Below are 13565 nucleotides of genomic sequence, written 5' to 3'. Positions count from 1 at the left end.
CCCGGACGATCCGTCAATGAGGCTCAGCGGCGCGGAAGTCCATGTCGCGGACGGGCCGGGCGCGGCCTGCGGCGCGTCAGCGGAGTGGACCAATGATCGCCGGTGAGGGGCCGTCAGGGCACGGGCGACCGGATCGCGGGGCCTGGGCGCGGACCGTCGCAGGGTTCGGGGCACGGCCGGCCGGCCGGTGCGATGCGGAGCCGACGCGGCCGGCCGGTCCGGGGCATCCGGAGCGAGTCGTCAGGCGCGGACCGTCGCAGGTCGCGGAACACGGCCGCGTGGCGTGACAGCATGCCCAACGGCCGCCGCCGGTCCCGGGAACCGGCCTGGCGAACGCCCGCCGCGAACGGGCTGTCCGGTCACCGTGCACGACGCCGGGTCAGCTCGGCGGTACGACCGCCACGGGGCAGGGCGCGTGGTGCAGCGCGGCATGGGCGACCGAACCGACCCGCGCACCGACGGGTGAACGGCGCGCGTGCCGGCCGACGACCAGCAGCAGCGCACGCCCTGTGGCGGACAGCAGCACCTGTCCCGCGCTGCCCATCTCGACGTGCTCCGTCACCGGCACCCCGGGGTACCGCTCCCGCCAGGGCTTCAGCGCGTCCGCCAGCGCCTTCTTCTCGAACGGCTCCAGGCCGCCGGCCTCGTCGGCCAGCCGCATCGAACCCGGGCTGTAGGTGTAGAGGGTCGGCAGGCTCCAGGCCCGCACCGCCCGCACCCCCACGCCATGTGCGGCGGCGGTCTCGAAGGCGAAGCCGAGGACGGCGCCGCAGTCCTCCGGCGTGCCGTGCTGTCCCACCACCACCTCGGCGCCCTCGTGGGGCGCGGGAACCGCCGCCTGGTCCTGCTCCTTCCCGGCCGGCGCACGCACGGCGACGACGGGACAGGCGGCGGAGGCGATCACCTGCTGGCCGTACGAGCCGACGATGAAGCCGACGATCGCGCCATGACCCCGGGATCCGAGCACCAGCATCGACGTGCGCTCCGACTCGTCGAGCAGCGCCGCCACCGCCGTGTCCGCCACCACCTCGGCGGAGACCGCCACATCCGGGTAGCGCCCGGTGATCTCCGACTCCGCCTCACGTACCAGACTCTCCACCGAACGCGCCTGCGCCTCGCGGTCCTGCGCGATCGGCACGTCGAGAGGCTGCCACAGCCATGCGTGCACCATACGGAGCGGAAGCCCGCGGAGCGCCGCTTCGCGGGCCGCCCAGTGCACCGCGGCCCGGCTCTCCGGTGATCCGTCCACTCCGGCTGTGATGCGTCGGGCCATGGGAGCGTGCCTCCGTCCGGGGTCGGGGCTCGACCAAGCGGTCCGCCCTGTGGTGTCAGTATCGCGCGGCGGCCGACACGCGCACGGGGCGAGTGGTCTGTTCTCGGTCACGCACCCGTGTCCCCGTGCCGCCCGGACCGGCCGGGAACCGGCTGCGACCGGTGACGAATTCCCCCGAGCCGGACTCTCTACACCTCCCGCCGCGAGCCGTCCTCCCATGGCGTGGGCCGGTCCGCCGGGCGGCCGTCCTCCGCTCGGCCGTTGGGGGCCTGGCAGCCGGGCTTCGGCATCCCGCGCGGTGCGGTCCGGACACACGCATCATCCCTGGCGCCGTGTCACCTCGACACACGACAGAGCGCTGTGCGTCCAGTGTGTCGGCACTGGACGCACAGCGCTCTTCCCCCTCGTCGCGGTCAGCGGGTGCCGACCGCCGCGCGCACGGCCCGCCGTGCCAGCGCGCAGTCATCGTGCAGCCGCCGCAGCAGCAGCCGCTGCTCCTCTCCGGAGGAGACTCCGACCTGCGCTGACGGGACGGTGCCGGCCGGCGGGGCCTCCCGCATCGTCCGCTGCACGGCCGTCTCGTAGGTCCTGATCTCCCGGGTCAGCACCAGCATCAGGTTCACCAGGAAGGCGTCGCGGGCTGCGGGGCCCGACTGTTGCGCCAGCTGGCTGATCTGGCGCCGGGCCACCGGAGCGTCGCCCAGCACCGTCCAGAGCGTCGCCAGGTCGTACCCCGGCAGGTACCAGCCGGCGTGCTCCCAGTCCACGAGCACCGGGCCCGTCGGCGCGAGGAGGATGTTCGACAGCAGGGCGTCGCCGTGACAGAACTGGCCCAGGCCGCCCTGCCGTCCGCCGGCGTGGGCGAGACCGTGCAGCAGCTTCTGCAGATCGCCCAGGTCGCGGTCGGTGAAGAGCCCCAGCTCGTGGTAGCGGGCGATCCGCGACGCGTACTCCAGCGGTGCGTCGAACATCCCGGCCGGCGGTCGCCATGAGTTCAGCCGGGCGATGGCCCCGAGCGCGGCACGGACGTCCGCGCGCGGCGGCGCCTCGGAGGGGTGCCGGGCGAGGGCGGCCGGACGTCCGGGCATCCGCTCGACGACGAGCGTGCAGTTGTCCGGGTCCGCGGCGATGAGCCGGGGCGCACGCACCGGAGGCCGGTGCCGGACGAACGCACGGTAGACCCCTATCTCGTGCCGGAACCGCTCCGCCCACGCCGGCGACTGGTCCAGTAAGCATTTGGCGACGGCCGTGGTCCGCCCCGTCGTGCCGACGAGCAGCACCGAGCGACCGCTCCTGCGCAGCACCTGCACCGGATTGAACTCCGGGCAGATGCGGTGCACCGAGGCGATCGCCATGCGCAGCTGCGCGCCCTGGGGGCCGGACAAGTCGATTCTCCCGCTGAGCGGTTGGCCGACAGCTCCCGGCCAGCGCCGGGTCCTGCCGGTCGTGGAGGGCTCGAACAACGGCCCGCCGCCTGCCTGCAGGGTGCGGGGGCGGGGCGGGGCGGACACGGAGGACGATGCTGTGTACATGGGCGATACAGATCCCTTCGTGTGCCGACAAGTCGCGTGCGCGGCCCCGCCCCGGAAGCCTTCGGCACCCTGGGGAATGCGTCTCGCTCCCGGGGCGGGGTGGCGCTTTCCTACCTGACACCCGGCCGCGGGTGGCACACCATCTGGCGGACCCTGGCGAACCCTGGCGAATAGTCGCGGTGCATCTGACAGGGGGTTACTGTCAACTCAGCCGAGAACCTGGGGGCTTGACGTGACCGGAGAACCCAACACCCGTCTCGCGGACCTGTTCGGCCTCGCCGGCTGGTCCAAGGGCGAGCTCGCGCGGCTCGTGAACCGGCAGGCGGCGGCCATGGGCCATCCGCAGCTGGCGACCGACACCTCGCGGGTCCGGCGCTGGATCGACACGGGGGAGTCCCCCCGCGATCCGGTGCCGAAGGTGCTGGCAGCTCTGTTCACCGAGCGACTCGGCCGTGTCGTGACCATCGAGGACCTCGGGTTCGTACGGCACGGGCGCACGCGCAAGCGAAGGGAGGCCGGCGGCGCCGGCCATCCCGACGGCCTGCCCTGGGCACCCGAACGTACGGCGGCGGTCCTCACCGAATTCACGGGAATGGACCTCATGCTCAACCGACGCGGCTTGGTGGGCGCGGGCGCCGCGCTCGCCGCAGGCTCCGCACTCAGCAGCGCCATGCACGACTGGCTGCACACCGACCCCGCTCTCGCCACCGACGTTCCACGTCTCCACGATCCCCTGCACGCCGCCGACCCCGCTGGGTTCGACCGCTACGAAGCCGCCCCCATCGGGTCGCAGGAGATCGACGCCCTGGAGCGCTCCGTCGAGGTGTTCCGCGCCTGGGACGCCTCCCGGGGCGGCGGACTGCAGCGCAAGGCGGTGGTCGGCCAGCTCAACGAGGTGGGCGGCATGCTCTCCTACCGCCACCCCGACCACCTCCAGCGCCGCCTGTGGGGCGTCGCGGCCAACCTCGCCGTGCTCGCCGGCTGGATGTCCCACGACGTCGGTCTCGAGCCCACCGCCCAGAAGTACTTCGTCATCGCGGCCCATGCGGCACGCGAAGGGGGCGACCGTCCACGCGCGGGTGAGGCGCTCTCCCGGGCCGCACGCCAGATGGTGCACCTGGGCCGGCCTGACGACGCCCTCGATCTGATGAAGCTCGCCAAGTCCGGTTCCGGGGAGGAGACCCTGCCCCGTACCCGGGCGATGCTGCACACCATCGAGGCATGGGCACAGGCATCCATGGGCAGGGCCCAGGCCATGCGCCGGACCCTGGGCGAGGCCGAGGAACTGTTCGTCTCCGACAAGGGCGACGTTCCGCCGCCGAGTTGGATGCAGATGTTCGACGAGGCGGACATGCACGGCATGCAGGCTCTCGCCTACCGCACCCTCGCCGAGCACGACCCCGCCGCCGCCGGCATCGCCCAGCGCCATGCCAAGCAGGCGCTGGAGCTGAGGGAGGGCGGCCGTCAGCGGTCCAAGATCTTCGACTACCTCTCCATGGCGTCGGCGTGCTTCATCGCCGACGACCCGGAACAGGCCGACAGGTACGCCCGGTTGGCGCTGGTGTCGATGGGGGAGACCTCGTCGCACCGCACCTGGGACCGGCTCCGGGAGATGTACCGGCTCACCGGGCAGTTCGCCGGCTACGCGAAGATCGAGGACCTCCGTGAGGAGATCCAGCACGCGCTGCCCGGCAGCCCGTCCAAGAGCTTGCGGAACGCCCGGATCTGAGCGATGTCGGTACCGGCCACCGTCACCACCCGGAGGTGACCGCAGGCGCAGCCGGCGGTGGTGGACCGAGCGGTGGGCGGAAGGTTCGGAGGCAGCGACGTCACCGATGCCGTTCTTGTGCAGGAGTCCACCGGTCGTGCCCGACGGCCCGCTGCCGGCCCGCCCCACCCCCGCTACGCTATCGACTGACCCTGGCCACCATCACACAGGCGTCGCCCTGACGCTCGACCTCACCGAACTCCTCGACGATCAAACGGGTGCACTCCTGTGCGCTCCGGGCGACGGAGAGCGCGGGGGCGAGGGCCAGCAGACGTTCCCGACCGGAACTGTCGTGGCCGGCACCCGGCCCCCTCGTCAGCCCGTCCGTGTGCAGCACCAGCACATCGCCGGGCAGCAGGCTGACCTCGGCCTGCTCGTACGCCCCTCCGGCCGTCGCGCCGAGCAGCACGCCGTCCGGCTGGGGCAGGGCACGTCCCGTACCGCGACGGAACAGCAACGGGGCGGGATGCCCGGCCTGTGCCCAGGACAGCAGCCGGGCCTCCGGGTCGTAGTGGCAGCACACCGTGCTGCCGAGCGCGGGCTGTGCCGAGGAGTCCAGGAGACCGTTGAGCTGGACCATCAGCGGGCCGGGCCGGATGCCCGCCGCGGCGAGAGCCCGCAGGGCGCCCAGCAGCATCGCCGTGGTCGAGGTCGTGCCGACCCCGTGACCGGTGAGATCGCCCACGCTCAACAGCGCTCGTCCACCCGGCAGTTCGAGGGCGTCGAACCACTGTCCGCCGATGAGCCCGCCGTCCGCCGAGGGGAGGTGATGGCCCGCCAGCTCCAGCGCCTCCGGACCGTGCCGGGGAAGGCTGAGCGGGCCGCGCCAGGGAGGGAGGACCGCTTCGTGCATCTCCCTCGCGACCCGGCGCTCGGTCCGGTCGACGTGCTGCCGCCGGGCGAGCGTGTCCCGGGACTCGCGCACCGCGCGCTGGGACCGCCGCAGTTCGCTGACGTCCCGGAGCACGGCCCACATCGAGGCCGTGCAGCCGTCGGCATCGAGGACCGGCTCTCCCATCATGTGGAGCGTACGGACACGTCCGTCGGCGCGGACGATGCGGAACTCGCCGTCGATCGGCTTGCCGTCGACCAGACAGTCCGTCACCATTTCCGTAAGCAACCCCTGGTCCTCGGCGAAGATCAGGGAAGGCAGCTCGTCCAGCGTCATCGGGTCGCTGCCGGCGGGCAGTCCGAAGATCTGGTGCAGTTCCTCGGACCAGTCGACCTCGTCCGTCAGCAGGTTCCACTCGGCGCTGCCGACCCGGCTCAGCAGGGAACCCGGGTGCGGCGCGAGGTCCTCGTACGGGGCGGGCTCCTCCGGGCCGAGTATGTCCTCGGGCTCCGGCGGGACGGGCAGCCCCTCCTTGAGCTGGCCCAAGTGCGATCCGAGATCGTCGAGCTGATGGACGGCAAGGTCGCACAGAGCCCGCTGCCAGCGTCCCTGGGGGTCGTCCTCGTCCACCACTGCGTCGCGCCGGACCGCGTCCACGTCTCCGCGCAGCCGTCGGGTCTGCGAGATCAGCTCCTCCACCGAGCCGCGCCGAGGTGGCTGGGGGGCGGGGCGGTCCGCGAACAGATGGGACGGCATGTCGTACTCCGATTCAGGCGCGGCATGACCAGGTCTCGGTAAAGAGACCGTTACGACTGTTGCACAGGTAACGAGGGCGCGTAAGGGATTTGGCAACACTCGATACGGTGGTGCACCTGGCATATGTCAATGGCTCGCAGTGCTCCCGACCAGCCATGACCCCGCTCCGTGTTACTCCTGAGTGCTCGTGAGGCGCGGCCCGGAAATGTCCTGTTCGACGTCCCGCAGCCGCGCCGGCATCGGCGAACCGGGCTGAAGCGTCAGTCCCGTACGGGGCGCCACCTCCGCGGGACCGAGATCGACGTGGAACCGTTGGGCCAGGGTCGCCAGTACGAGCACCGCCTCCACCATCGCGAACCGCGCGCCCAGGCAGGCCCGTGCGCCGCCCCCGAAAGGGAACCAGGCGTGGTCCGGGACCGCAGGCTCCGCGCCCGCCTCCCACCGCTCCGGCCGGAAGACCCCGGGCTCCGGGAACCAGCGGGGATCCCGGTGCGCGCTCCACTGGCTGGACCAGACCACCGTTCCCTCGGGCAGCGGCAGTCCGCCCAGCGCCGAGCCCTCCTTCGCGACGCCCGTCATCAGCCACACCGGCGGGTACAGCCGCAAGGTCTCCTTCACCACCTGCTCGGTGTACGGCAGCAGGCGCAGATCGTCGAAGCCGGGTGTTCGGCCGCCCAGGACCTCCGCCAGCTCCCGGCCCATCCGGGCCCGTGCCCCGGGATTGCGCGAGAGCAGGTACCAGGCCCAGGCCAGCGTCGTCCCGGTCGTCTCGTGCCCGCCGATGTAGAGCGTCACCGCCTCGTCGCGCACCTCCTTGTCCGACAGCGGACGGCCCTTCTCGTCACGTGCCGCCAGCAGCCGGCTCAGGAGGTCGTCCCGCTCCACACCGCCGCGCCGCCGCTCCTCGGTCACCCGGCCCACCTCGGCGTCGATCACCTCGACGGCCCGGCGCAGAGCACGGCGGCCGGGCGTCGGGACCCAGGCGGGCAGGAACAGCGTGAGCCCCCGGAACTCGGCGCCGATCGCCCGCTGGGCCACGTCCATGGCCGAGCCGATCACTCCCTCACGGCCTGCGGTCTCCGCGCCGAAGAGCGTGCGCACGGCGATGCGCTGAGTGAGCGCCAGCATCTCGCGGCGTACGTCGACACGCTGCCCCGGACGCCAGGCGTCCGCCAGCCCTTCGGCGCAGTCGGCCATCGTCCGGGCGTACGACCGCACCTGACGGGGACGGACCGCGGGCTGTACCAGCGCCCGTTTCCGGCGCCACTCCGGTCCCTCGGACGTCACCACGCCGTCCCCGAGGAGCAACGTGAACGCCCAGCCGAGCTCCGGGTGGCGGAAGACCGTCTCGACGCCCTTCAGCAGCTCGCCGATGTGCTCGGGACGCGAGACGAACAGTGCCCGCTGCGGACCGAGCCGCCATTCCACCAGGTCTCCGCGGTCGCGCAGCCGTACGAAGAAGCCGAGCGGATCGCGGGCGAACGCCGGCAGATTGCCGAGGCCCGGCAGCCGTCGTGGTCCGGGCACGACCGGACCCGGTCCGGGCAGTGCGCTTTCCGCCGTCATCGCAGACACCTTCCCCGAGCGCTGAACCGCCGGGCACCCGGGGCGTCTCCGACTGCACGACGTGTGCACGACGTGTGCACGACCACACTGCCAGGACCGTCCCGCCCGTGGGCAGGGCGATCCGGCCGGAACGTCCGCGCACGTGGCCGGAACGCACTGCCGGCGGCGCGGCGGAAGAAGAGGGTGCGCCGCGGCGTCCGGACGGTGCGCCGTCGTCAGGCTCCCCCTTGGCCGGTTTCCGGGCCGGGGCCGGAGCCGGGGTTCCGGTCCACGCAGGCGGCGCCACCGGGTCCCTCCGCGGCGGCGGGGTCCAGGATGCGGTTGAGGAAGTTGCGCGTCCGCTCCTGGCGTGGGGAGCCCACCACCTGTTCCGCCGGGCCGTGTTCCACGATCGCCCCGTCGTCCATGAACACGACTCGGTCGGCGACCTCCCGGGCGAAGCTCATCTCGTGGGTGACCACCATCATGGTCATGCCCTCCGCCGCGAGCATCCGCATGACCGCCAGGACTTCGCCGACGAGCTCGGGGTCCAGCGCCGACGTCGGCTCGTCGAAGAGCATCACCTCCGGGCTCATGGCCAGGGCCCGCGCGATCGCCACACGCTGCTGCTGCCCACCGGACAGCTGCGCCGGATACGCGTCCGCCTTGTCCGCGAGACCCACCCGCTCCAGGTTCTCCACGGCCACCGAGGCGGCCCGCGCCTTGTCGCGTTTCAGTACCCGCCGCTGCGGGAGGGTGAGGTTCTCCGCCACGGTCACGTGCGGGAAGAGGTTGAACTGCTGGAACACCATGCCGATCCGGCGCCGTACCGCGTCGATGTCGACGTCGAGGTCAGTGACCTCCGTGCCGCCCACGAACACCTTGCCCGCGCTCGGCTCCTCCAGCAGGTTCACACACCGCAGCAGCGTCGACTTGCCCGAGCCCGACGGGCCGATGACGCACACCACTTCACCGCGGGCCACGTCCAAGTCGATGCCGCGCAGCACCTCGTCGCCCCCGAACGACTTGCGCAGTCCGCGGATCTCGATCTCGTTCTCCGCCATACCGGTCGTCACCTGGCCTTCTCGGTTCGGGCTTCCAGCCGGCGCACGACCAGACTCAGCGGAATGGTGACCAGCAGATAGCACAGCCCGGCGACCAGGATCGGCGTGGAGTTGGCGGTCTGGCTGGCCAGGTCCCGGCCGAACTTGGTCAGTTCCCGCTCGCTCAGCGTCACACCGAGGAACAGCACCAGCGACGAGTCCTTGAACAGCAGCACCAACTCGTTGGTCAACGGCGGGATCACGATCCGGAAGGCCTGCGGGACGATCACCGACACCATGGCCCGCGCATGGGAGAACCCGAGCGAACGCGCCGCCTCCATCTGCCCCCTGGGTACGGCCTGGATCCCGGCCCTGATCGTCTCGGCCATGTACGCGGCCGCCACCAGCCCGAGACCGAGTGCGACCTTGCCGTACACCCCGCCGGGGATCTCCGTCCCGGGGAAGGCCAGAGGCACCGCGACACCCACGAAGATGAAGATCAGCAGAGCGGGCAGCCCGCGGAACAGCTCGATGTAGACGCTCGCCACCCAGCGGTACGGCGCCACCGACGACAACCGCATCAGCGCCACGACCATGCCCAGCACCAGACCGAAGGCGAAGCCCGACAGCGTGTACACGATCGTGTTGCGCAGTGCGACGGTGATGATGTCGGGGAACAGCTCGCTCGCGAGGTCCTTCTGCGCGAACTGGTTCCGCAGCCGGTCCCAGTCGGCCAGCACGGCGACCAGGACCACCGCGGCGACGAACACCGCGTACTGGATTCCCTGCGACACTCGGCGGCGTTGACGCCTGGTCAGCCGCGAGGTCACGACCGGCCCTCCGGCAGCGGCCCGATCCACTGCCGGTAGAGCTTGTCGTACGTGCCGTCGGCCTTGGCGTCCGTGATCGCCTCGTCGATGGCGGCGCGGAGCGCGTCGTTGCCCTTCTTCACCGAGAAGCCGTACTGCTCGCCGGTCTCGATGTCCTGCCCGAGCACGAAGGCGTCCGCGTTGTCCTTGTCCTTGAGCCAGCCCTGCACCACCGGGTAGTCGATCACCACGGCGTCGACCTGGCCGGTGCGCAGCCCGTTGAGCACGGCGTCGGAGCTCTCGAACGCCACCGGGTCGAAGCCCTGCGACTTCGCATGGCTCTCGCCGGTCGTCCCGGCCTGCGCGCCCAGTTTCGCGCCCTTGGCCTCGACGTCGGCCAGCGTGGTGACGCCGCTCTTCCTGGTGGCGAGCAGTGCCTGGGTGGCGTCGAAGTACGGGACGGAGAAGTCGACGTTCTTCTTGCGCTCGTCGGTGATCGTCATACCGGCGGCGGCGAGGTCGCACTCGCCGGAGTTCAGGAACGCGCCCGTCTTGAAGTTCTCGAAGGGCGTGTCGAGGATCTTCTGTTCGACCTCGAGGTCCTCTGCCACCAGGTCGACGAGGGCCACGTCGAAGCCCACGACCTCGCCGCCCTGCTCGAACTGGAACGGAGGATAGGGCAGGTGCGTACAGGTGGTCAGTTTCCCCTTCTCCACCACCGGCACTCCACCCGCCGCCTCGCCGGGCCCCTCCCCGGAGGAGCAGCCGGCGGTGAGCGACAGGCCCGTCGCCGCGGCGCAGAGCAGGGCGAGAACGCGGATCGGGTGGGTACGGCCGCCGGCAGTCCTGGACATGGTGACCTCCATGGGCGCAGGGATCGGTGGATGGCACCGCCACACATGAGCGTAGGCCCTCGGTACCGCCCTGTCCCGGAAGATCGTGGACCTTACCGGCTGGGGCGGTCTGTCCGCAGGTGGGGGACGTGGATACGGTGGGGCGATGACCATGAGGCATGCCCCCGTGCACCTTTCGGCCTCGACCTGGCGGCAACCGCGCCCGGCTCCCGCGTCCCCGGAGCGGGAGGCCCTCGTGGCACTGATCGCGGATCGGGTCCTCGCGCTCGGCGGCGGCCGGTTGCTCGTCGGCATCGACGGGCTCACGGCCTCCGGCAAGACGAGCTTCGGCCATGAGCTCGGTGCCCGGATCGGCGCGGCGGGCCGCCCGGTGCTCCGCGCCACCCTGGACGACTTCAAGCGGCCCTGGAAGGACCGGCACCTCTACGACCGGAAGTCCGGCGAGGGCTACTACCGCAACGCGTACGACTACGAGGCCGCCCGCCGGCTGCTGCTCGACCCGTGCCGTACCGAAGGCGCCGCGTCCTGTGCGCTGTGCAGCATCGACCCGCTGACGCAGCAGGACCACTCGGCGACCAGGACGCCGCTGACCGAGGACAGCGTGCTGATCGTGGACGGAGTCTTCGCCCTCCGCCCCGCGATCGACGCGTACTGGGACTTCCGTATCTGGCTCGACGTCGACGCCGAGGTCTCCGTACGCCGCGGCGCCGCCCGGGACGGGGACTGGGCCGGCTCCGCGGCCGAGGCCATCCACCGCGACCGCTACCTCGCCGCCATGCGTGTCCACGTCGAGGAGGCCGAACCACTGACGCGGACGGACGCGATCATCGACAACACGGACTTCGCCCGGCCACGTCTGCTCTGACCGCCCGCCCTTCGCGGGGGCGGCCATCGGTGACGCGGGCGTCTCCCGGTCCGCGACGGCGCGGGCGAAGTCCGTGCGGTTCTCCCGCTCGAAGGGCCGTCAGAGCCGGGGCGCGGTCCGCCCGGAGCCGCTCGCCACGGCGCACCCCCCGGACATCACACCTGGGGAAATCCGGGGGCCACTCCGAGGGTTCGCGCCACGGCCCCCCAGATCGCCGTCTGGGCCGCGTCCAGGTCGACCCGCGGATCCGACAGCATCAGGCGGATCCCGTAGCCGTCGCAGAGCGCGAGCAGGAGGGTGCTGGTGGCGTCGATGTCGCAGGGGGCGAACTCCCCGGAGTCGACGCCCCGTTTCAGCGCGCCGCCGACCCATTCGTGGAGCTGGTCGTACAGGTCGACGGCGAGACGTTGGGCCGTGTCGTCGCGCAGCGCGCGTACCCACAGCTCCTGCCAGAGCCGCCAGTCCTGCCTCAGCTCGGGGTCGGTGGGGAGCAGGGTGCGCAGGATCCGGGCGAGGATCACCGCGGCGGGCACCGAGCCGGCGTCCTTCTCCAGCTCCGTCCCGGTCTGGGCGAAGGAGTGCGTCATCGCCTCGGCGAAGAGCTTCTCGCGGGTGTCGAAGTGGTAGTGCAGCAGCGCCGTCGACACCCCGGCGCGCTCGGCCACCATCCGCATGCGGATCTTCTCGAAGCCGACCTCGGCGATCACTTCGCACGCGGCGGAGAGGATCCGCTCACGGGTCTCGCGAGTGCGCTCGGCCTTGGTCACGTGTGTGCTCCCCGGTTCGGTGCTGTCGGTGCGGGTCAGTTCTCTGTGCGGGCTGTCGGTGCCGGCCCGGCCCGCCGTCGTCCATCTTGGCGCATCCACGCCGTCCGCGGGTCCCGGCCGCCGGCCGCCGGCGGTCCGGAAGTGCGGAGGACGGCTGGTGGCTGGTGGCCGGTCGTCGGCAGGAGCCGGTCACCGGTCATCGGTAGGAGTGGAAGCCGCGTCCCGACTTCCGCCCCAGCAGCCCGGCGTCCACCATCCGCGCCAGCAGCGGCGGAGGCGCGTACAGCGGTTCCCGGAACTCCTCGTACAGCGACTCGGCGATGGCCCGGGTGGTGTCCAGACCGATCAGGTCCGTGAGCGCGAGCGGCCCGAGCGGATGCGCGCAGCCGAGGACCATCCCCCGGTCGACGTCCTCGACGGAGGCGGCGCCGGACTCGACCATCCGCACGGCCGCCAGCAGATACGGCACCAGCAGCGCGTTCACCACGAATCCTGCCCGGTCGCGAGCGCGGACCACCTCCTTGCCGAGGACCCCGGAAGCGAACGCCTCCGCCCGCCGCGCGGTGCTCTCACCGGTCAGCAGCGACGGCACCAGCTCGACCAGCGGCAGTACCGGCACGGGGTTGAAGAAGTGCAGCCCCACCACCTGCTCGGGGCGCGCGGTCGCCGTCGCGAGCCGGATGACCGGGATGGACGAGGTGTTCGTCGCCAGGACCGCGTCCTCGCGGCCCACGGTCCGGTCGAGATGGGCGAACACCCGGACCTTGGCCTCCTCACGCTCGGCCACGGCCTCCACCACGAGGTCCCGGTCCGCCAGTGCCTCCATGTCAGCCGTGACCACGATCCGCGCCAGGGCGGCGTCACGGTCCTGGCCCGCGAGCCTGCCCGCGGCCACGGCCCGGTCCAGCGACGCCGTGATCCGGCCGCGGCCCTCCTTCACCGCCGCCGCACCGGTCTCGACCACGACGACGTCCCGGCCGGCCCGCGCACACACCTCGGCGATCCCGGAGCCCATCAGACCGCAGCCCACGACCCCGATCAGCGAGCACTCCCGCTCTCCGCCAGCCATCACTTCCTCCGGTTCAGCATGCTCGTCCATCCGGCAACAGTCGTCACGGCACCGAGGGCCCGGGTCCCGGCGCGACCTTGCCGGGACCCGGGCCGCGGGCCTCAGTCCGCGGACGGCATCCGCAGAACGCCCGTCCCCCGCTTGACCAGTTCACCGGCGACGATCAGCCGCTGGATCTCGGAGGTGCCCTCCCAGATGCGGTCCACGCGCAGTTCCCGGTACATGCGTTCGACGGGGTAGGAGCGGTCGTAGCCGCGTCCGCCGAAGATCTGTACGCAGCGGTCGACGACCCGCCCGGCCGCCTCGCTGGCCGACAGCTTGGCGATCGCCGCCTTGGCGTGCAGGGTCTTGCGGTCGGACAGGCCGGCGTCCACCTCCCAGGCGACCTGGTGGGTGTACGCGCGGTTGACGGCGATGTCGACGGCGCAGTCGGCGAGCANTCTCGGAGGTGC

Annotated in this window: 12 protein-coding genes; 2 read left to right on the top strand and 10 right to left on the bottom strand. The window is 72.0% G+C overall.

Annotated features, from left to right (window positions below):
• Positions 1 to 379: 379 nt before the first annotated feature.
• Both QMZ92_RS19365 and QMZ92_RS19360 read right to left on the bottom strand, forming a co-directional pair.
• The gene (locus QMZ92_RS19365) at positions 380 to 1273 is read right to left on the bottom strand and encodes a universal stress protein (RefSeq protein ID WP_283298626.1); all 894 of its coding nucleotides are present in this window, start codon (positions 1271 to 1273) and stop codon (positions 380 to 382) included.
• A gap of 413 nt (positions 1274 to 1686) precedes the next feature.
• Entirely contained in the window at positions 1687 to 2805 is a 1119-nt protein-coding gene (locus QMZ92_RS19360; RefSeq protein ID WP_283298625.1) for an aminoglycoside phosphotransferase family protein, read from the bottom strand.
• A 232-nt stretch (positions 2806 to 3037) separates the two neighbouring features.
• Here QMZ92_RS19360 and QMZ92_RS19355 point away from each other — a divergent pair, with 232 nt between their 5' ends.
• Positions 3038 to 4534 carry a DNA-binding protein NsdB gene (locus tag QMZ92_RS19355; protein ID WP_283298624.1) on the top strand — a complete coding sequence of 499 codons (1497 nt, stop codon included), beginning with the start codon at positions 3038 to 3040 and terminating at the stop codon, positions 4532 to 4534.
• A gap of 178 nt (positions 4535 to 4712) precedes the next feature.
• Here the strand turns inward: QMZ92_RS19355 and QMZ92_RS19350 are convergent, their stop codons facing one another.
• From QMZ92_RS19350 to QMZ92_RS19330, 5 genes are all read right to left on the bottom strand, one after another.
• Complete coding sequence (locus QMZ92_RS19350) at positions 4713 to 6161, bottom strand: PP2C family protein-serine/threonine phosphatase (RefSeq protein ID WP_283298623.1); 1449 nt, start codon at positions 6159 to 6161, stop codon at positions 4713 to 4715.
• A gap of 171 nt (positions 6162 to 6332) precedes the next feature.
• On the bottom strand, positions 6333 to 7727 hold the full coding sequence (locus tag QMZ92_RS19345) for a cytochrome P450 (protein WP_283298622.1): 1395 nt from the start codon (positions 7725 to 7727) through the stop codon (positions 6333 to 6335).
• A gap of 215 nt (positions 7728 to 7942) precedes the next feature.
• Positions 7943 to 8770 carry an amino acid ABC transporter ATP-binding protein gene (locus QMZ92_RS19340; RefSeq protein WP_283298621.1) on the bottom strand — a complete coding sequence of 276 codons (828 nt, stop codon included), beginning with the start codon at positions 8768 to 8770 and terminating at the stop codon, positions 7943 to 7945.
• Between the two features lie 8 nt (positions 8771 to 8778).
• The gene (locus QMZ92_RS19335; protein ID WP_283298620.1) at positions 8779 to 9609 is read right to left on the bottom strand and encodes an amino acid ABC transporter permease; all 831 of its coding nucleotides are present in this window, start codon (positions 9607 to 9609) and stop codon (positions 8779 to 8781) included.
• Complete coding sequence (locus QMZ92_RS19330) at positions 9576 to 10412, bottom strand: ABC transporter substrate-binding protein (RefSeq protein ID WP_283298619.1); 837 nt, start codon at positions 10410 to 10412, stop codon at positions 9576 to 9578. Before QMZ92_RS19330 ends, QMZ92_RS19335 begins: the two co-directional genes overlap by 34 nt.
• Before the next feature lie 145 nt (positions 10413 to 10557).
• Here QMZ92_RS19330 and QMZ92_RS19325 point away from each other — a divergent pair, with 145 nt between their 5' ends.
• Entirely contained in the window at positions 10558 to 11277 is a 720-nt protein-coding gene (locus tag QMZ92_RS19325; protein WP_283298618.1) for a nucleoside/nucleotide kinase family protein, read from the top strand.
• A gap of 155 nt (positions 11278 to 11432) precedes the next feature.
• On the opposite strand, the gene QMZ92_RS19320 is transcribed toward QMZ92_RS19325, so the two are convergent.
• The 3 genes from QMZ92_RS19320 to QMZ92_RS36430 form a co-directional block, all read right to left on the bottom strand.
• On the bottom strand, positions 11433 to 12044 hold the full coding sequence (locus QMZ92_RS19320; RefSeq protein ID WP_283298617.1) for a TetR/AcrR family transcriptional regulator: 612 nt from the start codon (positions 12042 to 12044) through the stop codon (positions 11433 to 11435).
• A gap of 196 nt (positions 12045 to 12240) precedes the next feature.
• Positions 12241 to 13113 carry a 3-hydroxybutyryl-CoA dehydrogenase gene (locus QMZ92_RS19315; protein ID WP_283298657.1) on the bottom strand — a complete coding sequence of 291 codons (873 nt, stop codon included), beginning with the start codon at positions 13111 to 13113 and terminating at the stop codon, positions 12241 to 12243.
• A gap of 101 nt (positions 13114 to 13214) precedes the next feature.
• The gene (locus tag QMZ92_RS36430) at positions 13215 to 13529 is read right to left on the bottom strand and encodes an acyl-CoA dehydrogenase family protein (RefSeq protein WP_502962093.1); all 315 of its coding nucleotides are present in this window, start codon (positions 13527 to 13529) and stop codon (positions 13215 to 13217) included.
• Between the last annotated feature and the right edge of the window lie 36 nt (positions 13530 to 13565).

The sequence above is a fragment of the Streptomyces sp. HNM0645 genome, from assembly GCF_030056615.1.
In the GTDB taxonomy this organism is placed as follows: Bacteria; Actinomycetota; Actinomycetes; order Streptomycetales; family Streptomycetaceae; genus Streptomyces; species Streptomyces marianii.
Note: the sequence above shows the minus strand (reverse complement) of the source record. Positions and strands in the feature narration are given on the sequence as shown.